A 24,230-nucleotide genomic window follows, 5' to 3' on the forward strand; every position below is an offset into this window, starting at 1 on the left:
GGCATTTTAGCAGGCGTGGCGTTGCCGCAATATGAGGTGGCCGTAAAAAAGAGCCGCTTGGCGGCCGTTATTCCGCTGGTTAAAACTTTGTCGGATGCGGAAGAACTTTACTATAACGCCAATGGTGTGTATACGGGGAATGTATCCAGCTTGGATGTATCCATGCCCCCGGGGGTTGCCTTGGCGGGTGGGGCAACCGATGATGGTTATGTGAAACTTTCTAACGGAATAATTATTGATTTATTGGGTGGTACAGGGGACATAGCGGGAGGAAGTGGTGTATTATATGTGGAGGCCCGCCTGCCGGACGGTACGAATTATATTTATTACCGTCAGTATCTGCAAAATTCATCCAACCCTGGGGAGCGCCGTTGTTTCGGGCATGAAAAAGTGTGTAAGTCCATGGGGGGAACTTTAATTAGCGGCACTACCTACAAATTGCCGTAAATGTTGCGCGTGTTTTCAAAAATCCCGGGTCTGATAATCCCGGGATTTTTCACATCAAAATTGCGTGCTATTTCCGCTCTCCGTTAATAAATACGGCTTTTAGGTGGAAATCCTTGTCAAACAGGGTTAAATCGGCCCGCATACCGGGGGCCACTTGCCCGCGCGTGTTCAGCCCCAGTAAACGCGCCGGAACGGCCGCCGCGCACGCCGCCGCTTGCGCTAACGTAAACCCAAAGCGCACCAAATTTTGCACGCCTTTTAGCATGGTCAGGGCGGAGCCGGCAATCACTTTATCCGCCTTGCGTTTCCAAACGCCGCCGTCCAAAATAACTTCTTCCCCATTGGCATAAAAAGGGCCCTTTTCTTGCCCGGTGGGTTTTAGCGCGTCCGTCACCAAGGCAATTTGTTGGGGCGGTTTTATGCGGCCTAAAAAGCGCACCACGTCCGGGTGAACATGTACGCCGTCGGCAATAATTTCGCACGAAATTTGCGGGTGCAACAGCACCGCTCCGGCGGCCCCCGGTGCGCGGTGGTTAAACGGACTCATGGCGTTAAACAAATGGGTGGCGTGCGTAATGCCTTGGCGGGTGGCGGCTAAAAATTCCTCATAAGTGGCGTTGGTGTGCCCGGCCTGCATTAAAATACGGTGTTCCCGGCAGAACGCAATAACAGGCTCCATGCCGGGGCGTTCGGGCGCCAGGGTCATACTGCAAATTTTACCTTGTGCGGCCTCGTACAATCGGGCCAATACGTCCACAGACGGAGCCAAAATATCCTGCGGTTTCATAACGCCCGGTTTTTGGGGGGAAATAAAAGGCCCCTCCAAGTGGTAGCCGAGCATTTTTGCGCCTGTTTCCCGCCCGAACGCCCCCACGGTGGCGCGCAAAATAGAGGCCATTTCTTCTTCCGTTCCGCAATATAGCGTGGGGCAAAACGCGCAAACGCCCTTTTTAGCCAGCGCGGCGGACATAGCCAGTAAATCGTCTGCGCTGGCGTTTTCCGGCCCGTGCCCGGCGTAGCCGTGAATGTGCAAATCTATAAACCCCGGTGCGGCATACGCCCCGCACGCATCAAAAATTTCCACGTCTGCGGGCAATTCGTGTACGTTTTCATTCGGCAGAACGGCCGTAATGCGCCCGTCCTGGATTTTAATGGTGTGGTTCGGCTGTAAACCGCGCGGGGTAATGGCCGTCACATTAAGTAAAAAAAGTGTTTTCATGGGAGTTCCAGTTGCGCGTCTTGCGCCGGGTAGGCGGCGGCTTGTGCGCGTAATTCGCGTTGCAAGTTTTCGGGCAATAATTGTGCCGCGGCGCGGTCCGCCAATAAGGTGGCGCGCGGGTGTAATTTTAAGGCGGAAATAGGGCAACTTTCGTTGGGTGCCTGTACGGCTAATTGGTGCAGAACAGGCGCTTTGCTTTCCCCGGTGGCTAAAATAAGCACTTCTTGCGCATCAGACACGGTGCCAATGCCCACCGTCAGCGCGTGCGTGGGCACGGCTTGCCAATTATGGTTAAAAAAGCGCGCGTTGGCTTGGCGGGTGCTGGGGGTCAGTTCCACGAGCCGCGTGCGGGAAGAAAAGGCCGAGCCCGGCTCGTTAAACGCGATATGTCCGTTTCTTCCTACCCCGCCGACAAACAACCGTATGCCGCCCGCCTGCCGGATAGCGCTTTCATACGCGGCACATTCAGCGTGCGGGTCCGGCGCCAGGCCGTTTAGCAGGTGAATTTCTTGGGCGGGGATGTTGACGGTATCAAACAACCGGGTGCGCATATACGCGTGGTAGCTTTGGGGGTTATCCGGCGGCAGTTGGGCGTATTCGTCCATATTAAATGTGGTAAATCGGGCAAAGTCCAACTGCCCGGTTTGGTAGAGTTGGCACAGACAGGCGTACATTTCTTCCACCGTTCCCCCGGTGGGTAGCCCCAGCGTAAAGCGTTGGGCCGGGTGGCTCTTAAAAAATGCCAGGGCCGTTTTTTGAATGTAGCGGGCGGCCCATTGGCCCGGGGAACAAGCCGGAATAATTAGGCGCATGGGGTGTCCTGTTGCAAATGGTGTTGGATTTCCGCACTGATTAATTCCACGTCCGGCCCAATCACTACCTGCACCATGCCGCCGGCCGCTTTTACAACGCCGCGGGCCCCTAATTGCTTGAGGGCGGCGGTATCTACCAAATCACTGTTGACCACTTCCAAACGCAGGCGCGTGGCGCAGGAATCCAAGGTTTTAATGTTGGCTTTGCCGCCCAACGCCGCAATATACTTTGCCGCGCGGGAAAGCGGTTGCGGGGCGGCGGTTTGGGCTTGCGGGGCGGCTTGCGGCTGCGGTTGCGGGGCAGTGCCTAACGCGGCGGCGGTTTGGGCTTGCGGCGCGGCGCTTTCTTCCCGCCCGGGGGTGGGCAGATTCCATTTTTTTATGACCCACACAAACAGCGCGTAATACAGCGCGCCGTACGCCAGGCCCACCGGCAGTAAATAAAGGCCGTTGTGCCCCAGGCCATAGCTTAACAGATAATCAAACAATCCGGCCGAAAAGGTAAACCCCAGCTTTACCTGCAATACATTCATTACCACCATGGAAAGCCCGGTCAGCACCGCGTGGAGAATATAGAGCGGAAAGGCCAAAAACATAAACGAAAATTCTATCGGCTCCGTAATGCCTGTTAAAAAAGAGGTCAAGGCGATAGATAATAACAGTCCCGCCGTGGCTTTTTTAGCGGTGGTTTTGGCCGTTGTCAACATGGCTAAACACGCGGCAGGCAGGCCGAACATCATAATAGGGAAGAACCCCGCCATAAACGCTCCGGCGGTGGGGTCGGCGGCAAAAAAGCGGGTCAAATCCCCATGAACAACGGTTTGCACGCCGTTTTGCAGGGTGGCGAAATCCCCAAATTGGAACCAAACCAAATTATTCAAAATGTGGTGCAAGCCGAGCGGAATTAACAGGCGGTTGGCTACCCCATAGCAGAACAACCCCATATTGCCGGATGAAATGGTCCAGTTGCCAAATGCGCCAATCAGCCGCCCGGCAAACGGCCATATAAAATACGCCAGTACGGCTACCAACAAACACGCCGCCCCGGTAATAATGGGCACAAAGCGCCGCCCGCCGAAAAAGGCCAAATACGGGGGGAGTTTAATATCGTGGTAGCGGTTATATAACGCGCCCGCCAAAACCCCGGCAATAATGCCGCCTAAAACGCCCATATCTCCGGCGGGGTCCAACGCCTTAAAAGCCGCCGTTTGAATCACATACCCCACAAACGCCGCCAGCGCGGCCGCGCCGTGGTGTTCGCGCGCAAAACTGGTAGCCACGCCCAACGCAAAAATAATGGGTAAATTGCTAAATACCGCATTCCCGGCCGAGGCCAAACAGGCAATATTGAGTAAATCCGGCTGGCCTAAACGCAGTAGCAGCCCGGCTACCGGCAGCACGGCAATAGGCAGCATAAGCGCTTTGCCCAGTTGAACGAGCCCGCGCCCGACGGCAGAAAAAAATGTTTTTAGCAGTGTCATAAAAGTTTCTCCTATTTACTGAAATGGCGGCGCACCAGTTCCCGCACGGCTTGTGCATCCGGCAAGATAAGCGCCTGTTGGGCCAACGCCCGGCAATCCGCCGCGTTTAAGCGCCGCACCAACGCTTTTATTTTGCCAATCGCTCCGGCGGAAACGGCCAGTTCCGTTATCCCTAAACCAATAAGCAAGGGGACGGCGTCCGTATCGCCCGCCATGGCCCCGCAAACGGCGGCGGGAATATGGGCGGCTTGGGCCGCTTGCCCGGTGCGTGCAATTAAATGCAGTACGGCCGGGTGCAGGTGGTCGGCGCGGGCGGCTAACAGCGGGTGGCCGCGGTCTATGGCCAGGGTATATTGGGTTAAATCGTTCGTTCCTAACGAGAAAAAATCCGCCGTTTGGGCAAACTGTTCGGCCAGTAAAGCGGCCGACGGTACTTCTACCATAATGCCGGTTTCCACTTTGGCCTGTATGCCGAGGGCCTGTTTTTCCTGCTCTATTAAGCGGCGGCAGGCTTGGGCCTCGCTTACAAAGCCCACCATGGGAATCATAATGCGCACTTGCCCGGCGGGTTGCACGCGCAACATGGCGCGCAGTTGGGATAAAAATACCTCTTTGTTGGTTCCGTACGCACGCACCCCGCGTATGCCCAAAACCGGGTTTTCTTCTGGCGGCAGGTTGAGGTACGGCGCCGGCTTATCTCCGCCAATATCCAGCGTGCGTAAAGTGACGGGCCGCCCGTGCATGGCGTTTACAATGCCTTGATACTGGCGCAGTTGTTCGTCCTCGCTGGGGGCATGGGTTTGGTTTTGCAAAAATAAAAGTTCCGTGCGCACTAACCCCAGGGAATCCGCCCCGTTTTGATAGGCTTGCAGGGCTTCTTTTTCATTACAGATGTTTCCGCCTACGGTAATGCGTACGCCGTCTAATGTTAAGGCGGGGGCTTGCCCGGCTTGTATGTCTTGCTCCAGTTGCAGGCGGGCGGCGTCCATTTCCGTCAGCAGGCGTGCGCGGTCCGGCGCGGAGGGATTGATGTATAAAGTGCCTTGGGCGGCATCTATAAATGTGTCACTCCCGGCGGGGATTTGCAACACTTCTTCCCCGGCGCAGGCTAACGCGGGCAGGCCCATATTGCGCAGCATAATGCACACATGGGCGGTGGGCGAGCCGGCGGCTAACACTACCCCGCTTACGCGGCCTTCCAAAAAGGCCAAGTCCGAGGGGAGCAAATCTTCGGCAAAAATTACGCACCCGGCCGGAAAAGCCGGCAGGGCCGCGCTTTGCCCGTTGAGCGCCAAAAGCACGCGCTTGCGTAAGTCTTTCAGGTCCGCAATACGCTCCATTAAAAAGCGGTTTTTGGTTTTTTTGAGGAGTTCCACACTGGTGCGGATAGCCTCGTTAAACGCAAAAGCGGCCGTTTTGCCTTGTTCCATTATTTTTTGCGCGTGGGAAAGCAAAAACGGGTCTTTCAGTAAGCCCAAATGCGCTTGCAAAATGTCCTGCGCGGCGGCGGAAGAAGCGTGGGAAATTTCTTCCTGCAACGTTTCTTCCTGTTGGGCTAAAATTTCGTTTAGGCGCGTTTGTTCGGCGGCGGGGTTTTGGGCGTTTTCTTCAAACGGGATTTCCCCGGCCGTATAAATGTATGCCGGGCCGTGGGCAAAACCGCCCCCGCACGATAAGGCCTTTAGCGTGAGCGCCCGGGAAAAATCCAACGCGGGTTTTGAAACGCATTTACAGGGCGTTTCTCCCAGGCCGTCTGTTAGCGCTTGCGTAAGTGCGGTTAGTGCGCTTTGGGCGGCTTGTTCGTCTGACGTGCGGGCGCGCAGTTGGATAACGGAGCCCTTTTCCAAGGCTAAAGCCATAATGCTGACGGTGCTTTTGGCGTTGGTTTCCGTTTGGTTATAAACAATTAAAATAGGAAAATCATATTGAGCGGCCAAGCGGGCCAACACGCCTGCCGGGCGCGCGTGCAACCCGTTGGGGTTGGTAATGGTAATGGGGGCGCTGTCAAAAGCGGGGGCATTTTCCGGCGCGCTTGTGTCGGCGGCAGGAAATTCTTGCGCTCCGGCTACGGCTACTTTTTCCCCGGGGTTTACGGCGCGCGGGGCGCTTAACGCCACCGGGGCCGCCTCCGGCGCCGTGACGGTACACATAATCCAATAACAAGGCACCGCGTTTTTGAGGGCGGCCAGGTCAAAGCGAATCAGCGCCTGCCCGCAGGACACGCTTTGCCCCTCTTGTACTAATACTTCAAAGCCTTGGCCTTTTAGGGCCACCGTTTCCAACCCAATGTGCAGGAGAATTTCAAAGCCGTTTTGGGTGAGTACCAGCGCATGGGCATTTTTATTGATATTGCTGACGGTTCCCGCAAAAGGGGCATACAAAATGCCTTCGGCCGGTTCTATGGCAAAGCCGTTGCCCAGCATGTGTTCGCTGAATACCGGGTCCGGCACTTGCTCTAACGGCCTTAAAAATCCCTGCGCGGGGGAACATAACTCCAAAACGGATGGCATATAAACTCCTTACTATTTATTTTCTTTATTATAGTATATTCTGTACGCGGAAAAGACAATAAAAAAGCCCCGCCGCAACGGGCGGGGCGTTAGGTAAAACCTGTTTAATTTACATACAGGGTTTCGGCCGCGCTGTGTGCGCCAAATTCCGGCGCGTACATGGATTGCACCTGCGCGGCAGGCACCCGGTATTCTCCGGCGGTACCGGGCCGCAATACATAAGTGAGTGTAAAGGTACCCGCAGGCACGCGGTTCAAATAAAACCGGGTGGAAGCCTCTTTATTTTCCTGATACATGGGTAGCGGCTCTGCCGTCCAGCCGGAGAGGAGCGAATCACTTTCAAATCCGGCGGGTTTGGGGTCCGAAAGCAGGACATAGTCAAAGGCGCTCTCCGCGGTGAGGGTTAAATGCACTTCCACTTCGTCGCCCGCCTGTACCGGGGTTAAGTCTTCCAAACGGCGCAATTTGGGCTCTCCCTCTTGCGTGTATTTTAAGAAGTATTCCCGCGTGACCTGAAGGACCCCTTTGGGCGAGGCCGCGGCCTTGGGGGTGGAATACACCACGGACAGAGAGGCAAAATCTTCCGCCCCGCCCTGTTTGGTAATTTGGGCCGTGTATAACTCTTTGGTGAGGGCGCTGCGGCGCGTGTAGCGCGGGTCCGCCGCAAAGTCTAACGGTTGGAGCGTGATTTTTTCCTGTACCGGGCCCCAGTGCAACGTATAGTGGCTGGGACCACTTAAAAAGCCTTTTTGGTTCATATAATTTAATAACGCAAAAACGGCTTGGGCGGCCGAGCGGGGGCTTTCCCAAACGGTAGCTTTGCCGTTAAACAAGAGCCATCGGGCCATAGCCGCCGTTTGCGGGGCCTGCGGGCGGATTTCCAACAGCGTTTGTAGGGTGGCTGTTTGGGTGGAAAGCGTGTCGCGGTACCAGACCCAGCTTTGGGGTTCCGGCGCAAAGTGCGCTCCGGTCAGCGGGTCGTCCTGCAAGCGGGAAAGGACCAAATCCAAATACTTTTGGGCTTTGGCTTCCTGCCCTAAACGGTGGAAGACCGCCGCCGCATACGTTTGGCCCAGCGGGGTCATAAAGCGGGCGTATTTATCGGCATACGCCGCCCAGTTTTGCACGTCTTCCCGCGCCGTTTTCACTTCGTTCCACTCCGCCGGGAACGCGGTTAGCACATACGCCGCATACAGGGCGTGTGCCACATCCCCTTCGCCGGGCGTTTTGCTTTGGCTTAAACGGCGGTTGACGGCGGACAGCGCAAAGGTATAGGCTTTTTTAACCATCGCTTGCGGAAGTTGCGCCTGCGCCCGCGCGGCTTGCGCAAAGTTATCCAAGGCGTAGAGGGTTAAGTATTCGTCATCATTTCCGCCGGGGAGCCAAGTAAACGCGCCGTCCGCATTTTGATATTTTTTAAGGGCGGCTACGGTTTTGGCTTGTTGGCGGGCCACGGTTTCCGGCTCAAACAGGCTGATGAGGTTGCTTTCCTGCACCGGGCGGCCTTGGGAAATGGCTAGCCACGGCGTTTGCTCTAACAGCGTTAAGCGCAGGGGGTCGGTTTCGTCCCACGCCGGGGTAAGCGTATGGCGTTTGGGCAGTTTGTCGGCCGCCTGCCGGAGGGCCGGATATTGCTGGTAAAAGCTGTGCGTGACCGCGAGCGGCACATAGCGGTTGAGCAGGCTGAGCAAGTCTTGCCGTTGGGAGGACAAGAGTTGCGGCACGCGGTTAAATACGTTCAGGGCCAAACTCGGGTTGATTTGCAGAACGGCGGTTTCGGGCTTGGCTTGCGGTTGGCGGATTAGCTCCGTCAGTTCCAACGTGTTGGAGCCGTTTTGTAAGGCTTTGCTTACGCTGGCCAGCAGGCGCTCTTTACTGGGCAAAACCGGGATAGTTTTGGACTCGGCATCCATTTGCCGTCCGGCGCGGGCCGTCACGGTAATACCGGTCATTTCCGGGGTGGAATTGACCGTGCTTTCCCACGCGGCAAAAACGGTCTGCCCCGCCGGAACGGTGACGGTTTTAACCGCTTTTTTAATGCCGAAAATCTCTTTAGCGTCAATACCGTTTTGCTGGATGTTCAGCTCCACCTGCGCGGTTATTTTCCGCTTGGTTAAGTTGGTTAGCGCCGCTTGCAGGGTGGTTTTGTCGCCCTCGCGCAAAAAGCGGGGCAGTTGCAGGCGGACCATAAAGTCCTTGCGGGTGACGGTGGTGGCCGTAAATGCGCCAAAATTGGCGGTGCGGGTCAGCACAAAGCCGCGCACATTCCATTGGGTTAAACTTTGCGGCAAGGTAAAGTGGAGGGGCGCCTGCCCGCCGTTTACCGGGAGTGCGGGGTTAAAATAGGCCGTTTCGTTAAAGTCCGCACGCACGGCGGGGGAGTCCGCTTCCGGCGCTTGGGCGGCGCTTTCCAGAGTGGCGGTGTCTGCCGTATCTAATGCGGCTTCCGCCTTTTCTTCGGCCATCATAGGAGCCGCAGAGCGGGCCATAAGCATATTTCCGGCCGCGGCCAGTTTGGCCCCTGCGCGCATAAAGTTGCGGTAAGAGCGGTAGACCGGCTGTAAATTGAACTGCGGCAAGGGCAGGGCGGAGTTATCTTCAAACGGCAGTTTAATAAACGCGCTTTCCTCCTCCAATGTGTTTGCGGAGGTGTTAAACAAACTGCCGCTTGCGTTGCCCAGGGGCGTGATAGGCGCAAACAACGCTTTTAGAGTTAAGCGCTCTTCCGGCTTGGCGTAATAATCTAATGCGCTGTCGTACACCGTCACACTGGCCTGGCCTTGTACGCCCGCACCGCTGGCGTCTTTGGCGGTAAGGCTCCACCGGGTCTTTTGGCCCGGTTGTTGGGTGGCGGGAACCGTTAAGTTGACCCGGAGTTGTTTTTGGTCAAACGGAACGTCTATAAACGCGGTCTGTTGGTACATTTGGTATTGGGAAACCCCAAACCAACGCAGGCCGAGCCCGCCGCGGTGTTCTGCCTGAACGGGCACGGATAAAACACTCACTCCGCCGGGCAGGGTTTGTTTGCCGATAACAAAATTTTTATCCCCATATAGTTCTATATGTTTGCCCCCGGTTAAAGCGCCGGCGCCGATTAAAAATTTGGCGTTGGTGCCCGGGTAATACTGCGCGTGTTGAACGAGAGCCACCGCCGGCAAGTTGAGCATAGGCGTTTCGCCCGCCACTACAAAGATTAAAGACACATCTTGCGCTTTGGCGGAAGTAAGCGTCAGGCGGTAAATCCCTTCCGGCAAGGCGGGGAGAGAAAGCGTTTTTTCGTCCGCTTGGCGCAGGTCTATTTCCTGTTTAAGCACTTGGCGCACGGCTTTGGTGCGGGCAAAGGCGCGCTCCAATGCGGAGTCCTGCTCCGGGAACAAATTTTTATCCTTGGAGCCGGAAAGGTCCGGCGCGTTTTCCAATAAATCAATGACGGCCGTTGCTTTGCCGTGCGCGGCGCGGCCGTTAATGTCGGCCAGTTGCACGGTGGCAAGCGGTGCGGCGTGCCCGGCATCATAAAAGCCTTGGGTAAAGCGCACATTAAAAAAATGGGCCTGGCGGGCGGCTTGATAAGTGTTTTGGGCGGTAATCACGCGGCCACTGGGGTCGTATACATCCGCCTTGATTTGGTAGCGGACCGGGGTGTTTTTGTCCTCGCCCGCGCGGGGGGTAAATTCTATTTTGAAGTTCCCTTTGTCGTCGGTCTGGGTTTGCCCGGTAGCCAGGAGTTTTTCCGGGCGGTTAAAATACGCGCGCGGATACCACCAGAAAAACGGCGGGATAAATTCCTGTTGGTAAATGGTGTATTTGACCGGGGCGTTTTGCAAGGGCGCGCCGAAGTAATACCGGGCGGAGCCTTGCACCAGGGCCGTTTTGCCAAATTCCAGTAAGGCGGGGGAATCATTGTCAAATTCCACTTTGTAATCGGGGCGTTTGTATTCTTCCACCTGAAAATGCGCATACGTGCGGAACGTGCGTTTACCGGCGGAAAGGGTGGCTTCCAAGGTAAACGAGCCTAAAAGCGCGTCTTGAGGCAAGGTAAACGCGCCGGCCGCCGTGCCGAACGGGTTGGTGTCCAAAGTGGCGGAATAAATTTTGTTGTAGTTGGCGTCCCGCAACAGCACTTTAACCGGGCGCCCGGTTAAGGTTTGCAAGCCGCGCACCACCTGTTCAAACGCCTGTACGGAAAACTGCACTTTTTGGCCGGGGCGGTAAATGGCGCGGTCCGTCTGCGCGAACAGGCGCACCGGGTCTTGCGCGTTAAAATGGAAATACACCGGGGCATTGGTAAACGCGGTATCGGCCCCTTTAACGGCCAGCGGGTTCACAAAATAAGAATTATTCGCCCGCTCGGCGTTGACCGTCACTTTGCGGGCCAGTTCAAATACGCCGTTTTCATTGGTTTGGCCCTGTATGCGGGTGCCTTTCCATTCCGTAAAAATATCTAAATCGGCCTGGGGTACGCTTTCGCCGGTTTTTAAGTCCAACGCATAAATGCGGAAAATGTTGGGCGTGTAAACGGAGGGTTTGGCGTTTAAGAGCGCGGTGTATTTGTCCGGGTTGTCTTCGGCCGCCGCGCTGACAAACAGGGCCAAATCCGTCACGTTCAGTACCAGCGCTTCCACCGGGGCTTGCGCCGGATTAAAAGCGGCTTCCTGCGCTAAAAGTACCGCATAAAAGCCGCGTTCCAACGCGGGCAATTTTACCTGTGTTTCTTTATAGGCGTACGGTTTTTCGTATTCCACCGCGCCGGACAAGGTTTTAAGCGGCGTTTTGTCTGCCAAAATTGCGCGGATAGCGTTGTCGTTCAAGCGGGTTAAATAATTCCAAGAATTTAACGTGCGGTTCCAACGGTCCGTTTTAGCGTAGGTTTTTAATTCGGCCCGGGTGAGGGGGTAAATCCGCACATAGACGGTGGAAATGTTGCGCGCCGTGAACGCTAATTTAAGCGCTTGCGGGTTTTGGTTCATGGGCGCGGCTTGCACCTGCAAAGAGGGCGCCTGAATTTCCGCCGCCAAATTGGCACATGCTTTGGCATAATAATTGCCCGCCAGTTGTTGGGTGGCATATTGGCACGTTTTTACGGCGGCCTCGTATGCTTGGGAATCGTTTTGCAACCGGGCCGCGCGGTAGGCCGCATAAGCGCGGGCATACAGCGCTTTTTCCGGCGCTACAAAGCCTTTTATGCGCCCGAACCAACCCTTGGGCGCCGGTTTGGAGCCGGCAATTTCTTCTAGGCGGGCGGCGGTTTGCAGACGGGCCGCTTGGGCGTCCGTCATTTCAAAGCGGTGCGCATAATCAAACGGGAGCGTTAAACGGTCTGCGCGCCAGAAAATTTTGGCATTTTGGCGGTTTTTCCCGTCCAGGCGGGCGGCTTCGTCTAGCAGAGCGGCCAGTTTTTCCATCGCGTTTTGGGCGTTGGGCTCCGCCTTGAAAGAGGCCGAGGTAAATTGTTCGGCCCGCGGCAGGGGGGCCGGCAGGTCCGCCTGTACCAGGCGCTCTTTCCATAAATTTAAGGTAAAATCAAACAGGGTGGGAATGCGTTTTTCGTCGGTATCTTTGACGGATAAAATGAGCGTTTCGTCTTTAACCGGGGCGTTAATCAGCGCGGTGCGCAGGTTCCAAAGCGTTTGGAAATCCGTATCCAGGGCGTCATCCCACTGGGCGGCGGTCCATTTTTCCAAATTGCCGGAAACATTTTCTTCTTCCGCTTTGGGCAGGGTGGCGGCGTATATATTCTTTACCCGTTGCCCGGTGTGAATCCGGTACAGCAAAAAACGCGCTTTCCAAAGGTCCTCTTGCGGCAGTTCATAGCCGTACATGGTTTTGGCGGCTTGCAGGTATTGCCCCAACATATATTGGCAGGCGGTAATGCGCAGTTGGGTTTTGTAGCGCGCCGCTTTGGAATCCGCCGCCGGAAGCGCTTGCTGGTACGCTTTTAAGGCGGCCGAAAAGTTGCCTTCCTCAAAGGCGGTGTCGGCCTCGGTAGGGGCCGCAAAGGCGCCCGGAGCCAACAACAAGGCCGCGGCTAAAAAATACAGTTTTTTCATCAGAGAACCTCTCTTAACGGATATAGACAGGAAAATCTCTCACCTTGGGAAAGGGAAAGAGATTTTCCGTAATATAAATACTGTTTGAAGTGCCCGGTTTTACATCTGTTCCGGGGCGCTTACACCAATAAATTCCAAGCCTTTTTTAATCCGCTCCGCAACGCGGTGGCAGATAAACAGGCGGGAACCCGTGGTTTGCAAATCATTTTCGTCCAGCACCCGGCAGGTATCATAAAACGCATGGAACAACCCGGCCAGTTCCGTCAGATACGTCGTCAGGTGGTGGGGGCTTAAATCCCGCACGCAGTTGCGTAAAACTTCCTTAAACCAAATCAGTTTTAATAGAAGCGCGCGTTCTTGCGGGGCAAGCGGGGTGCGTACGCCGTCGGCCATGGAAATATTCTTTTCGGCCGCCGCACGGAAAATGGAGTGAATCCGCGCGTGGACATACTGCACATAAAAAACAGGGTTTTCGTTGGATTGCGTTTTGGCAAGGTCCAAATCAAACAGCATGTGGGCGTTGGGGGTGCGGCTGGCAAAGAAGAAGCGGCACACGTCCGTGCCTACATCATTCATCAGTTCGCGCAGGGTGACAAAGTGCCCCGCCCGTTTGGACATTTTTACCTGTTCGCCTTTTTGCGTCAAATGCACCAGTTGGTGGATAATGGGTACAAAGGAGTTTTCTTCGTGCCCCAAGGCGTGTACGGCGGCTTTCATACGCGGTACATAACCGTGGTGGTCCGCCCCTAAAATATCAATCAGTTCGTCGTAGCCGCGGTCATATTTATTTTTATGGTAGGCAATATCCGCCATAAAATAAGTGGGGCGGCCGTCTTTGCGCACCAGCACGCGGTCTTTATCGTCTTGCGCTTCGTCGTCTTTGGTGGAGCCGAACCAAACGGCGCCTTCCTTTTCGTAAGTATAACCTTTGGCGGTTAAAAATTCCAACGCTTTTTGCGGGGCGTGTTCTTTATGTAAGTCGGATTCGCGGAACCAGCGGGTAAAATCCACATGAAAATCTTTCATGTCCTGCTGTTGGGTTTTAATCAGCGTTTCCATGGCCCAGCGGCCGTATTCGCTTTCCGGCAAATCGGCCGGGATTTGGTTGGCTAAATCTATAATGTAAGAACCGTGATAGCCGTTTTCCGGCGGTTCTTTGCCCTCTTTGCGGGCTTTAACGGACGCCGCCAACAGTTCGGCCTGGTTGCCGGCATCATTCACATAGTATTCGCTATCGCAAGAGTAGCCCAAGGCGCGGTGGATTTTAACCAAACTGTCGCCCAAGCTGGCCCCGCGCCCGCTGGCCACATGCAGGGGGCCCGTCGGGTTGGCGGAAACAAATTCTATTAAAATATGGTGTTTGCTGTCTTCGGCCTCGCGGGATTTAATGCGGCGGTCCCGCGCGGTATTGATGATAAAGTTGTCGTCCAGCGTAATGTTAATAAACCCGGGGGGCACTGCCACGGCATCCGTCACGGCGTTGACTTCGCGGATTACTTTACACGCTTCTTTGGCAATTTCCAGCGGGCTTTTGCGCAGGATTTTGGCGCAGGACATAGCCCAGGAAAGCGATATGTCCGCCCCGGTATGGGCGGGCGCGGCGGCAAACTCCACGGACGGCAAAGCCTGCCCTTGGAAGAATGCGGCGCTGGTAAGTTTTAAGTTAATTTCGTTTTTTAGTTTATCTAACATGGTAATCGGTTTTATTTGGCGGTCTTTTTAGTGGTTTTTTTGACCGTCTTTTTGGTTGCGGTAGTTTTTTTGGCGGCGGCTTTTTTAGTGGTAGCCGTCTTTTTGGTTGCGGTTTTTTTGGCAACCGTCTTTTTGGCCGTAGCCTTTTTGGCGGCGGTGGCTTTTTTTACGGTTTTTTTGGCGGCCGCTTTTTTGGGTTTCGGCAAGGTGAAGTCTATTTCTTTGCCAAAGCTGAAAATTTTATCCAAGGCATAAAATTCCCGCGCTTCGGGCGTCATAAGGTGTACTAAAAAGCTGCCGTAGTCGCTCACGCGCCAGACGTTGCTTTCCACGCCGTCACGGTTGATTTTATAAATGCCTTCTTGTTTTAATTTGGTGCTGATTTCTTCTTCCACGGCTTCCAAATGCGGTTTGGAGGTGACCGTGGCTATTACAATGTAATCGCACAGAGAGGACAGACCGCCCAAATCTATTACTTTAATTTGTTCTGCTTTTTTATCGTCCGCATAACGCGCGGCCAAGCACACGATTTCTTTTGTGTTCATTTTCCACCTCTGTAATAATATACATTAGTCTAGCATTTTTTGCGTATATATGGGAGATTAAGGCATTTCAAAATCCTGCCCCAGGATAATGCGCGTATCGCAAATGGCGGTTCCGCGCGGCTCGGTGGTTATTTCCCGCCGTACGCCGATGGCACTGCTTAACTGCTTTACCTGAATACGCCTTCCGCTGTAATCCACCACGCGGGTTTCTTTCAGTTTTCCGCCGGGATAGTTGTCATACTGCAACACATCCACCCGCAGGAGCCCCTTGTTGTTTTGCTCCCGCAAATACTGGGTGAGCGCCAACGCCAGGCCCTTTTTGCCGGACGCGTTTAGGATTTCCACCACGATTGGGCGGTCTTCCACCGCTAACGGGGCTTTGTCTTCCACCGGCGGGAGGATGGCATCCGGCTCCGGCGCTTTTTTGCGTTTGGTAAAAGGCGTAATTTTTACGGTAAAATCGTTTATTTCCAGTTTGGTTATTTCCAGCGCGGCCAAGGTGGCTTCCGCCGGGGATAAATCCGTCCGGCCGGACAGGTACGCCGCTATATAATGGTACGGGAGCGGTACCAGTAAAAACGGGTTGTAGCGCCAGGTTTCCAAACGGTGTTTGAAGCGTTCCCACACCACATCTTTATCAAACTGAAAGGGCGTATAGCGGCGCACAACGGCATTGTCCGGCAAGTGTAAATCGGGCGCGGTGGCGCGGTCGCAGTGTTTGCAGGGGGCCTCTTTAACTAACGCTTTTTTGGCGCGCGGGTTGTATTGGATAAGTACATTGGGTTTGGCCAGTACCAACAAATACACATTGGCATTGGGGCGCCGCGTTAAAATTTGGGCAAAAGGGGAGGACAACTGCCCCCAAGCCGCCAGGCCCACCGCGGCTAAAAAGAAAACCAACAGCCAGCGCCCCATTACCGGGCGTTTTCTACCAGATGATTCCATAAGCGGGTACCTAACGGACAAAGCCATTTTTGCGAATCTATGGTAAACAGCAGTTTACGGTTGGCCGCATATAAAAGGGCGCGGTCTAAATCTTGCAGGGCCATGTTGCGTATAACAAACGCGTCTTTATATTTGCGGTCTTTGGAGGAAATATCCGCCACGAACAGAATTTTGGAAAGCGTACTCATGCGTAAACTGCCCAAGGTGTGTTCGGCAATCGCGTTTAGAATGTCTTTATCTTTTACATTAAAAACGTTCCGGGCCAGCCAACGGGAAACGTAGCTATGCAACAGGCTGGGCTCTTGGGCGCAGATAGATTCAAAAAACGGCGCCTTGATTTTGTGTTCTTTGCAAAAGCGGATGAGCTGTTCGCCGGACATACTTTTGCCGGCATCATGCAAAATGCCGCATTTTACGGCGCTTTCCACATTTACATTATAAATATCGCTGAGTACGGCCGCCAGTTCCGCCACACTTTTGGAGTGAATATAGCGGTTGGTTTTGAGGTGGCTTTTTAACCAGGCGTGAATGGATAAACCGTACAGCTGGTGTTGCTCTATCAGCGGGCGGACGGCGGCGGGAACGGTGTTGGGTATTTCCCCGCAGGCTAAAATGTGCGCGCGCACCCGGCTGGACGAGAGTTTTGGGAAAAACCCCGGCAGAAAAATATGCTTAAAAGCGGCGGGGTTTTCGTCATACCCTTTGCGCTTGCCGGCCACCACTACGGCATTGTTAAAGATGATTTCCGGGTTTTTCCAGTTGTGTACGTCGTTTAGGCAATCCGTACCCACCAATAGGTAAATTTCCGGCTTTTTATAGCGTTTTTGCAGGTATTCAATCAACTGGCAAGTGTAGGTTTTGCCGCCGCGTTTAAGTTCGTAATCGTCAAAAATGATGTTTTTGCCCAGCCCCGCAAACGCTTTTTTGAGCATTTGCATACGCAGTTTGAACGGCGTGGGCGATTTGGCCTTAAACGGAGAATGATACGCCGGCACAATGTGCGCCACGTCGGGCGACACAGCCTTTAACGCTTTTTTGAATAAGGCCACATGGCCTTGGTGTACCGGGTCAAAACTGCCCCCGAAAACAAGTATCTTCATGCTAAATCCTTTAATAAATCTAATGCCGCTTGGCGCCCTTGCAGGAACCCCCGCTCCATAAAGGAATACTCCCACAAACCGTATCTGCCGGCCAAAAGCGCGCCCAAGCCTTCTAGGCGGCGGACGGCCTGTTGTACGGCGGGCGTGCGGGCGAAATCGTACAGCGCGTAAGCGTGTGGTAAATACTGCCAAAAAGTAAATAAAACGGCTTCTTTTTTTATTATACCTTTTTGGGCAAGCGCGCTCAAAATGCGGGTTTCTTCCTGTGGGGAAGGCCGCGTGTTGCCGGGTAATTCCACATAAAAAGAGGCACAGCCCTCCGGCGCGTTGGCGGGGGAAAACGCACTTTGCACCCCCACCCGGTAGAACGGCACGTCTTCGTCCGGGAAGTACGCCCAGTGAAAGCGGTTAAACGGATGTTTGACCGCCACATTCAGCACGCGGATAGGCGCGGCCGTAAGCGGCTTTGCCAATGCGCCGAGCCCGCCCAAACGCAAAAAATCCGGCAGGGGCGCGGTGGATAAAACCCGCTCAAAAGCCACCGGCCCGCGGGCCGTGCGGGCGGTTTTTAAGGGCCAGTGGATTGTATGCACGGCCGTATGGGTGTGCAAATTTTTTACGCGGGCCGCCAACGCGCGGATAACGGCCTCGGCTCCGCCTTTTACAGGATAATAAAAATGGGCGTTATAGCCTAATTTCTGGCCGCTTTTGGCTTGGGCGGGGGGGATAAACGCGCCGCACCATTCCGCCGTCATGTTGGCGGGGTCTGCGCCCCATAGTTTTGTGTTGTAGGGTTTCAAAAAGTATTGGTATACGCCGGGGCCGAACGCGGCCAGGCCCCACTCTTGCAAGGTTTTGGGTTCTTTTATAGCGGGCGGATTTTTAAGCCCGCTTTGGCACACTGCGCGCGCGGGTTGCGGCAATAAATTAGTATGGGCCTGAAACGGAAACGGGATTTGCACCCCTTGCGTATAAACAACGGCGTTGCGTTCTAAACGGTGCAAAGGCAACAGGCGGCGGAAAAAATCCAAGGCGTACGGGTCGCGCAGGTGGAGCAAATGGCCGCTTTTATCAAAGGTGAAACCTTGCCTTTCCGTACTTTTACATAAACCGCCGGGCGTGGGGGCGGCTTCCAACAGGAGGTAATCGTAAAATCCGGCCTGTTCCAAGTGGTAAGCCGCGCTGAGCCCGGTAAGCCCCGCGCCGATAATAAGCACTTTAGTTTTCATGGGCCGGGTTTCCTGTATGCAGTAAAAATAGGCAAGCCGCCGCCATATATACGGCGCTGAAAATCATTAAGGCCAGGGCGCAATAAGCGTTCCACCGGGTAAGCGCAAAAGCCAGTAAATTGTTAAATAAAGCCCATAAAATGTAAAGGGTTAATACCGTGCGGGTGGAAAAGTGAAACGCGCGTTTGAGGCGTTGGACAATATGGTCTGGGCTTCCCGCCAAGGGGTTTTTGCCTTTTAAGGCGCGGGCCAGCATAACAAATAACGTATCAAACAGCGGCACCGCCAAAATAAAAAACGGCGCCAAAAAACCCAAGTTGGTGTGTTGGCTGTATCCGGTGCCCATACATAAGGCGGCCAGTAAAAAGCCCAGCAGCATACTGCCGCTGTCGCCCAAAAAAGTTTTCAAGCGTTTGGCGTGGTTATACGGCCAAAAACCGATACACGCCCCCAAGAGCGCCAGGGCCGCAAAATTGACATAAACGGCTTCGCCGGGCAGGGCAATCCACGCGAGCCCCAAGGCGCTCACGGCCGCTTGAGAAGTGCAAAGGCCGTCGGAAATATCTAACAAGTTAAATGCGTTGGTAATGCCAATCACCCAAAAAAAGGAGAGGGGATAATCCAACCACGGGCAATCAAACACCTGGATATGCACCCCGTACGCCATTAAAATAACGGACGCCGCCCCTTGCGCTACCAGTTTGACCCAGGATTTGACCCCTTCCGGCTTGTGCATGTCGTCCGCTACCCCGGTAATAAAAACAATCCCGGCCCCCCATAAAATGCCCCGCAGGGCATGCAGTGTGCCGGTGGGGAAAGACGTAATCAGCCGGATACATACCAAGGCGGCCGCTATGCCCAGCATAACGCAAATGCCCCCTAAAACCGGGGTCGGCCGGGCGTGGTGTTTCAGCCCGCCGGGGGAGTCCATAAACCGCGGGGCTAGCAGGCGGCGCACCACAGGCAGACTCCCCGCCGTGACGGCACACGCCAGGGCCAAACAAAGCAGGTACAGGACAAAAGAGTTCATAATATCTATAATATCATTAATAGGGGGAAAAAGGATATGTATAAAAAAATATTTTTAATGTTTACGGCTTGCCTGTTGGCGGCGTGCAGTACGGTGGGAGTAAAAACCATTCCGGCCGGGGCGCGCGGGCACCAGCGGGTAGATTATTTTGCCGGCGGACGGCAACAGGTAGCGTTTAAGGTGGTGGCGCAACTTTCGGACGGTTATTTGCAAGGCGTGTTGCGGGTCAAAAAGGTTGGCCCGGACGATTATGATGTGCTTTTGTTGGGGGAGGGCGCATATAAATATATGGAAGCCGTGGTGTCGTCTTCCGGCGTGGCGTATAAGCATTTGTTTAAGGATGCCGATACGCCGTTTGCCCGCGGGCGCATTAACCAATTTTTGCAACTTTTACTGGCGGACCCCGGCACTTTTAGCGGATACCGCGTAAAAAACGGGGAAGAATTTTTGACCTATAAAAATAAAGAGGGCAAAACCCGCCTGTCGTATAAAGAAGGCGCTAAATATCCGTCGGCGGCCGAATCTTCCGCCCTGCTCAGCAAGGCCGAGCTGGCCTATGACGAATACGCCCCGGTGGATGCGGACGGCGCGTTGGAAATCCCTCATGTGGCCGTATACCGGGTGGGGGGAATTACGTTAGATTTAACGCTCATCAGCGTACGGTAAGCATTGGAAAAAACATCCTAAAAAAAGCCCGCCCGAAAGGCCGGCTTTTTTGTTTGCTTGAAAACGGATAGGCACTACGCTTTTTTGAGAATTAGCCCCATCCACGCGGGGTAGAGCGTGAGCAAAACCACTTCCGCCCATACCGCTTGGTGCCAGTAGCACGCGGCCAGCACGGTGGCTACGCAAACGGCGCTCATCAAAATAAGTTTTTTGTATTCATAGCCAATGGGGTATACTTTTTGCGTAAACGCAAATAGCGCGCTAGCCATGGCCGCATAGCTCAGCGCCACCGCCCACCCGGCCCCGGTAATGCCCAGGCGCGGCACCAAACACAAATTGGTGGTAATGCTCACCGCGGCCCCCAACAGGGTAATCCACATCAAAACGCGGGTTTTTTTGGTCAGCACCGGCCCCACCATAAAATTGATATACAGCCCATAGAAAAAATAACCCGTCACAATAAGCGGTATAATTTTTAAGCCGCCCCAGTAGTTGGGGCTAATCAAGTGGAAGTTGCCAAACAGGTTGCTTTGGATAATATCCGGCATTAAAAAGGAAATCCCCAGTAAAAACCAACTGCCCAGCGCAAAGAAAAAAGACAGCACTTTGGCAAAGGTATCTTTAGCGTCGCTGTCTTTGGCGTGGGCCAAAAAGAACGGCCGCCAGGCTTGGTCAAACATAGACACCAAAAGCATCATAAATACGCCTATTTTGAAGTTTGCCTGATAAACCCCCACCTGTTCCACCCCTACCAAATGCACCAAAATCGGCTTGTCTATCACGCTGACGAGCAAACTGGCTACTCCGGCCGGCACAAAGGGCCATGCAAAATGCCACATTTCTTTTTGCAATTTCCAATCAAAACAAAACGGATTATGGCTTTTTAATTCCGGCACCCATACAGGTATTAATAACGCCAAAGAAGCCAAAGAAGCCCCGATATTGGCCCATAAAATGGATTTTGGCCCATGGTGCAGTACCGCCAGGAAAAGTACATTGAGCGCCACATTGACTACAATGGAAAACGCCCTCACACCCGCAAAATACCACGCCCGGCGCTCCAGGCGCAGTTTGGTAAATGCAATCATATTTAGGACGTCTAAAAACAAAATAGCGGCGGCCAGTTGAAAAAGCCCAAAGTCTTCGCCCAGTCCCCACGCGCGCGCCGCCTGCGGGGCCAACACATACAAAAGCCCGCCCAGAACAAGCGCATTAGCCAGTACGCCGTAAAAACATTGGCGGAAAACCTTATGTTTGTCTTCGGCATCACTGGCAAAACGCAAATAGCTTTGGTCTAAACCAAACAGAAAAACAACGCTTAAAAGTGCAATAGCGGCAAACACGGTGGCAATCGCCCCGTATTGCTGCGGAAGCAGGTAATAAGTATAAAACGGAACTAAACAAAAATTGAGCAGCCGCGCCAGCACAGTAGACGTACCGTAAACCAGTGTTTCTTTGCCCAGGCGCTTAATATCTTTTGCCATAAATAAAAAAAGCCCGCACGGGCGTAAAAACCCGTGCGGAGCGGAATATCCTTATAATTTTACAAACAAAATTTCCAGCAATTTTTTGAATTTGCCTTCAATTTTTTTGGTTTCGCTGATGGTTTGCGCATGGGAGAGCGGTTCTTTGGCAATCCCGCAACCCATATTGCTTACCCACGCCAAGCCCAGTACGCTAATGCCGCATTGGCGGGCCACTAACACTTCCGGCACGACGGACATACCCACCACGGTAGCGCCCCATTTTTTGAACATTTGTATTTCGGCCGGGGTTTCAAAGTTGGGGCCGGTGGCGGCCAAATAAACGCCTTCGCCCGCTACCACGCCCGCTTTTTTGGCGGCGGCCAGGGCTACTTTGCGCATGGCTTTGTCGTACGCTTCGGACAAGTCAAAAAACATGGGGCCGAAGGATTCGTCGTGATTGCCGATTAAGGGGTTGTTGCACATAAAGTTGATGTGGTCTTTCAGTACGCACAAGGCGCCGGGTTTGAGCTTCATATCTAGCGAGCCCACCGCCGCGGACACCAACAGTTTTTGCACGCCGAGCATTTTTAAGGTGCGGATAGAAATGGCCAAATCTTTCATGGGGTGGCCTTCGTAATAGTGGAATCTGCCCTGCATAACCACAAGTTTGCGGCCTTTGTATACGCCAAAAATCAAATTGCCGCTATGGCCGGGCACGGTGCTTTGTAAAAACCCGGGAATAGTAGAATACGGAATTTTAATTTCCTGTTCCAACGGCGGAATGGAGCCCGCTAAACCGGAGCCGGTAATTAGGGCAATTTCCGGTTGGAAATTTTTGGTTTTCTTATTGATATAAGCGGCTGCTTTTTTTACTTGCGCTAATTGGGTCATAATTCCTCCACATTTAATTTATAGGGTGGTTCTGGGCGGTGTAAACGCATGAGAAATAAGTTCCGTTTTATCCGGCAGAATACACACCACATCAAATCTAATACTATCAAATTTTAAGCGTTTACCGGCTACATATAACGCGGCCGTTTGGGCAATGCGCCGCTGTTTGGCCGGGGTGACGGCCGCCAGCGGCCCGCCGAACGCGCTGTATGCCCGCGCCTTAACTTCCACAAAAACCAAGGTTTTACCGTCTAACGCTATTAAATCAATTTCCCCGCAGGGCGCCGCGTAATTTTTTTCTAAAATACGCCACCCCCGGGCGGTTAAAAATCGGGCGGCTTGTTCCTCTCCCGCGCGGCCTTGTGTGTTCATGGCAATAAAGACGGCTGCAACACCGCCCGCACCGGGCCGAACGAACGGCGGTGCTGCGGGCAGGGGCCGTATTTGCGCAGGGCCTCCAAATGGGCGGCCGTGCCGTAGCCTTTGTGGGCGGCAAAACCGTACTGCGGGTAGAGTTTATCCAAGGTTTCCATATATTTATCCCGCGCTACTTTGGCCACAATGCTGGCCGCCGCGATATTTAAGGATTTGGCGTCCCCGTCCACCACCGCTATTTGGCGCAAGTTGAGCCCTTTTACCAGGTGCGGGCCGTCCACCAGCACCAGCGGGGCCGGAATGCCGGTGAACTTTACACTGGCGCGGCGCATAGCTAAAAAAGTGGCTTGTAAAATGTTCAGGCGGTCTATTTCCCGCGCGGAGGCAAACCCCACCCCATATAATACGCCCAAATGGCGCATGCGGGCTAAAACTTCTTCGCGTTTTTTGGCGGTAATTTTTTTGCTGTCGTTGACGTCCGAAAAATATATAGTTAAAGAGGGGGGAACATAACACGCGCAAGCCACCACCGGGCCCGCCAGCGGGCCGCGCCCGGCTTCGTCTATACCAATGAGTATATCCGTTTCGTATTGGATAGCGGTGTTTTTGTCAAAATCTTGCAGGGGCGTCTTCATAATAAACGTTCTTTTATTATAGCAGTTTTAGAAGATAGACCCGATAATTACGTTTACACCCGGCGTTTTTTTGAGTTCTTCCACCGGGGCCAATACCATTTTTTGGTAAAAATCTTCCGCTTTCCAATGCCGCAACCCACTGCCGGACTCGGGGGAAATGGGCACGAAGAAATTAAACATAACCTGTTGGGGCGAGGGGTGGCCGTTCGTCACCAGGTTGACGGTTTTAATTTCGTTGATATGAATATGCAGGCGGTTTAAGGCGGAATATTCGTGCGGAGTCACGCGGAGCCAAACGCTTTTATCTTTGGAATACAACGCCATTTGTTTGGTTTTGGGGTCAAAGATAACGGTAAGTCCTTCCGGCGAACTCTTTTTATCCAATAAAAATTTATACAGTTCCAAAATATCGTCTAAATTACCGTTAAAGTTAGCCACCGGGTATTTGTTGCGCCCGATACGCAGTACGGAGTTGGGTTTAATGTGGCGGATGGAAACCATATTGTAAGAATCCGTCAGTTTTTGCTCGTAAGAAAAAATCAACGCTTTGGGGTCAAAGGCTTCGCCGTTGACGGATTCCAAATTTTTTAAGTAGCGCAGGCGCAAGCGGGTGTCTTGCCCGCCGGGAAACACCTGGGCCATTAAATCACCTTCCAGGGCGAATAATTCTTTCATCCGGCCCAATACTTCTTTTTCCAGCCGGGGGGAGCGCGCCTTGGCCACTTGCCCGAAAAACTGGTACATGTGCGGGGTAAGCGTGCGCAGGTTATCTTTATAATAAATGGTGGCAAATTGTTGGAAATAATCCGGGTTTTTTACGGCCCCCCGTTTGATGCGCAGGGAATTCATTTGCGCCCATGCGGCCATAACGTCTTTCGGGTTGCGCATGACAATATCGGTAAGGGCTTCTTTTAAGTGAAAAGGAACATTTTTATCCGGGGCGTTTACTTTTTTGGCATGCGCGGCTTGTTTGGCGGTGCGCTGTTTAACGGTCTGCTGGGTAATGCGCTCCCCTACGTCGTCCGACAGGCGGGTGAGGGCCGCTTCTTCCCGCCGCTGGTTAATGCGTTCCAGAGCGGCGTTTTTAACGCGGGCTTTTTTGCCTTTGGCTTTTTTGGCGGAGGCTTGTTGGTTATGAAC

18 protein-coding genes are annotated in these 24,230 nt (G+C 53.6%); 2 read left to right on the top strand and 16 right to left on the bottom strand.

Annotated features, from left to right (window positions below):
* Nucleotides 1-447 (top strand): type IV pilin protein (locus tag ACQY18_RS02705; RefSeq protein ID WP_428038751.1); only part of this gene is annotated, 447 nt, incomplete at its 5' end.
* A 67-nt stretch (nucleotides 448-514) separates the two neighbouring features.
* Here the strand turns inward: ACQY18_RS02705 and nagA are convergent.
* The 11 genes from nagA to ACQY18_RS02760 form a co-directional block, all read right to left on the bottom strand.
* Entirely contained in the window at nucleotides 515-1,666 is a 1,152-nt protein-coding gene (nagA, locus tag ACQY18_RS02710; protein WP_428038752.1) for an N-acetylglucosamine-6-phosphate deacetylase, read from the bottom strand.
* Nucleotides 1,663-2,478, bottom strand: a complete 816-nt coding sequence (gene nagB / locus ACQY18_RS02715; protein WP_428038753.1) for a glucosamine-6-phosphate deaminase — start codon at nucleotides 2,476-2,478, stop codon at nucleotides 1,663-1,665. Before nagB ends, nagA begins: the two co-directional genes overlap by 4 nt.
* Nucleotides 2,469-3,959, bottom strand: coding sequence for an N-acetylglucosamine-specific PTS transporter subunit IIBC (gene nagE, locus ACQY18_RS02720; protein WP_428038754.1), 1,491 nt, complete (start codon nucleotides 3,957-3,959; stop codon nucleotides 2,469-2,471). The genes nagB and nagE overlap by 10 nt, the downstream gene beginning before the upstream one ends.
* A gap of 11 nt (nucleotides 3,960-3,970) precedes the next feature.
* Nucleotides 3,971-6,469: a phosphoenolpyruvate--protein phosphotransferase gene (gene ptsP, locus ACQY18_RS02725; RefSeq protein ID WP_428038755.1), complete on the bottom strand. Its 2,499-nt coding sequence runs from the start codon at nucleotides 6,467-6,469 to the stop codon at nucleotides 3,971-3,973.
* A gap of 104 nt (nucleotides 6,470-6,573) precedes the next feature.
* On the bottom strand, nucleotides 6,574-12,516 hold the full coding sequence (locus ACQY18_RS02730; protein ID WP_428038756.1) for an alpha-2-macroglobulin family protein: 5,943 nt from the start codon (nucleotides 12,514-12,516) through the stop codon (nucleotides 6,574-6,576).
* A gap of 99 nt (nucleotides 12,517-12,615) precedes the next feature.
* Complete coding sequence (gene argS / locus ACQY18_RS02735; RefSeq protein WP_428038757.1) at nucleotides 12,616-14,208, bottom strand: arginine--tRNA ligase; 1,593 nt, start codon at nucleotides 14,206-14,208, stop codon at nucleotides 12,616-12,618.
* An 11-nt stretch (nucleotides 14,209-14,219) separates the two neighbouring features.
* On the bottom strand, nucleotides 14,220-14,753 hold the full coding sequence (gene rsfS / locus ACQY18_RS02740; protein WP_428038758.1) for a ribosome silencing factor: 534 nt from the start codon (nucleotides 14,751-14,753) through the stop codon (nucleotides 14,220-14,222).
* Nucleotides 14,754-14,810: 57 nt separating this feature from the next.
* Nucleotides 14,811-15,698, bottom strand: coding sequence for a LytR C-terminal domain-containing protein (locus tag ACQY18_RS02745; protein ID WP_428038759.1), 888 nt, complete (start codon nucleotides 15,696-15,698; stop codon nucleotides 14,811-14,813).
* Nucleotides 15,668-16,798 carry a nicotinate (nicotinamide) nucleotide adenylyltransferase gene (nadD, locus tag ACQY18_RS02750; protein ID WP_176777055.1) on the bottom strand — a complete coding sequence of 377 codons (1,131 nt, stop codon included), beginning with the start codon at nucleotides 16,796-16,798 and terminating at the stop codon, nucleotides 15,668-15,670. The genes ACQY18_RS02745 and nadD overlap by 31 nt, the downstream gene beginning before the upstream one ends.
* Nucleotides 16,795-18,027 (bottom strand): protoporphyrinogen/coproporphyrinogen oxidase, encoded by a 1,233-nt coding sequence (locus ACQY18_RS02755; protein WP_428038760.1) that lies wholly within the window; start codon nucleotides 18,025-18,027, stop codon nucleotides 16,795-16,797. Before ACQY18_RS02755 ends, nadD begins: the two co-directional genes overlap by 4 nt.
* The gene (locus ACQY18_RS02760) at nucleotides 18,017-19,057 is read right to left on the bottom strand and encodes an MraY family glycosyltransferase (protein WP_428038761.1); all 1,041 of its coding nucleotides are present in this window, start codon (nucleotides 19,055-19,057) and stop codon (nucleotides 18,017-18,019) included. Before ACQY18_RS02760 ends, ACQY18_RS02755 begins: the two co-directional genes overlap by 11 nt.
* Before the next feature lie 36 nt (nucleotides 19,058-19,093).
* Between ACQY18_RS02760 and ACQY18_RS02765 the strand changes: the two genes are divergently transcribed.
* Nucleotides 19,094-19,723, top strand: a complete 630-nt coding sequence (locus ACQY18_RS02765) for a hypothetical protein (RefSeq protein ID WP_428038762.1) — start codon at nucleotides 19,094-19,096, stop codon at nucleotides 19,721-19,723.
* 74 nt (nucleotides 19,724-19,797) lie between these two features.
* On the opposite strand, the gene ACQY18_RS02770 is transcribed toward ACQY18_RS02765, so the two are convergent.
* From ACQY18_RS02770 to ACQY18_RS02790, 5 genes are all read right to left on the bottom strand, one after another.
* Nucleotides 19,798-21,207, bottom strand: coding sequence for an oligosaccharide flippase family protein (locus ACQY18_RS02770; RefSeq protein WP_428038763.1), 1,410 nt, complete (start codon nucleotides 21,205-21,207; stop codon nucleotides 19,798-19,800).
* Between the two features lie 51 nt (nucleotides 21,208-21,258).
* Nucleotides 21,259-22,080, bottom strand: coding sequence for a purine-nucleoside phosphorylase (locus ACQY18_RS02775; protein ID WP_176777050.1), 822 nt, complete (start codon nucleotides 22,078-22,080; stop codon nucleotides 21,259-21,261).
* Between the two features lie 18 nt (nucleotides 22,081-22,098).
* Complete coding sequence (locus ACQY18_RS02780; RefSeq protein ID WP_428038764.1) at nucleotides 22,099-22,452, bottom strand: YraN family protein; 354 nt, start codon at nucleotides 22,450-22,452, stop codon at nucleotides 22,099-22,101.
* Nucleotides 22,449-23,090, bottom strand: coding sequence for a ribonuclease HII (locus tag ACQY18_RS02785; protein WP_428038765.1), 642 nt, complete (start codon nucleotides 23,088-23,090; stop codon nucleotides 22,449-22,451). The genes ACQY18_RS02780 and ACQY18_RS02785 overlap by 4 nt, the downstream gene beginning before the upstream one ends.
* A 27-nt stretch (nucleotides 23,091-23,117) precedes the next feature.
* Nucleotides 23,118-24,230, bottom strand: a 1,113-nt coding sequence (locus ACQY18_RS02790) for a hypothetical protein (protein ID WP_428038766.1), incomplete at its 5' end; no start/stop codon positions are given.

The organism is Candidatus Avelusimicrobium faecicola (genome assembly GCA_900540405.1).
GTDB classification, from domain to species: domain Bacteria; phylum Elusimicrobiota; class Elusimicrobia; order Elusimicrobiales; family Elusimicrobiaceae; genus Avelusimicrobium; species Avelusimicrobium faecicola.

Excerpts from the sequence above, each read along its gene's own strand:
- ACQY18_RS02765 (WP_428038762.1), top strand. The coding sequence starts at position 19,094 with ATGTATAAAAAAATATTTTTAATGTTTACGGCTTGCCTGTTGGCGGCG.
- rsfS (WP_428038758.1), bottom strand. The coding sequence starts at position 14,753 with ATGAACACAAAAGAAATCGTGTGCTTGGCCGCGCGTTATGCGGACGAT.
- ACQY18_RS02770 (WP_428038763.1), bottom strand. The coding sequence starts at position 21,207 with ATGGCAAAAGATATTAAGCGCCTGGGCAAAGAAACACTGGTTTACGGT.
- argS (WP_428038757.1), bottom strand. The coding sequence starts at position 14,208 with ATGTTAGATAAACTAAAAAACGAAATTAACTTAAAACTTACCAGCGCC.
- ACQY18_RS02785 (WP_428038765.1), bottom strand. The coding sequence starts at position 23,090 with ATGAAGACGCCCCTGCAAGATTTTGACAAAAACACCGCTATCCAATAC.
- ACQY18_RS02730 (WP_428038756.1), bottom strand. The coding sequence starts at position 12,516 with ATGAAAAAACTGTATTTTTTAGCCGCGGCCTTGTTGTTGGCTCCGGGC.
- ACQY18_RS02775 (WP_176777050.1), bottom strand. The coding sequence starts at position 22,080 with ATGACCCAATTAGCGCAAGTAAAAAAAGCAGCCGCTTATATCAATAAG.
- ACQY18_RS02760 (WP_428038761.1), bottom strand. The coding sequence starts at position 19,057 with ATGAACTCTTTTGTCCTGTACCTGCTTTGTTTGGCCCTGGCGTGTGCC.
- ACQY18_RS02745 (WP_428038759.1), bottom strand. The coding sequence starts at position 15,698 with ATGGAATCATCTGGTAGAAAACGCCCGGTAATGGGGCGCTGGCTGTTG.
- nadD (WP_176777055.1), bottom strand. The coding sequence starts at position 16,798 with ATGAAGATACTTGTTTTCGGGGGCAGTTTTGACCCGGTACACCAAGGC.
- nagE (WP_428038754.1), bottom strand. The coding sequence starts at position 3,959 with ATGACACTGCTAAAAACATTTTTTTCTGCCGTCGGGCGCGGGCTCGTT.
- nagA (WP_428038752.1), bottom strand. The coding sequence starts at position 1,666 with ATGAAAACACTTTTTTTACTTAATGTGACGGCCATTACCCCGCGCGGT.
- nagB (WP_428038753.1), bottom strand. The coding sequence starts at position 2,478 with ATGCGCCTAATTATTCCGGCTTGTTCCCCGGGCCAATGGGCCGCCCGC.
- ptsP (WP_428038755.1), bottom strand. The coding sequence starts at position 6,469 with ATGCCATCCGTTTTGGAGTTATGTTCCCCCGCGCAGGGATTTTTAAGG.
- ACQY18_RS02755 (WP_428038760.1), bottom strand. The coding sequence starts at position 18,027 with ATGAAAACTAAAGTGCTTATTATCGGCGCGGGGCTTACCGGGCTCAGC.
- ACQY18_RS02780 (WP_428038764.1), bottom strand. The coding sequence starts at position 22,452 with ATGAACACACAAGGCCGCGCGGGAGAGGAACAAGCCGCCCGATTTTTA.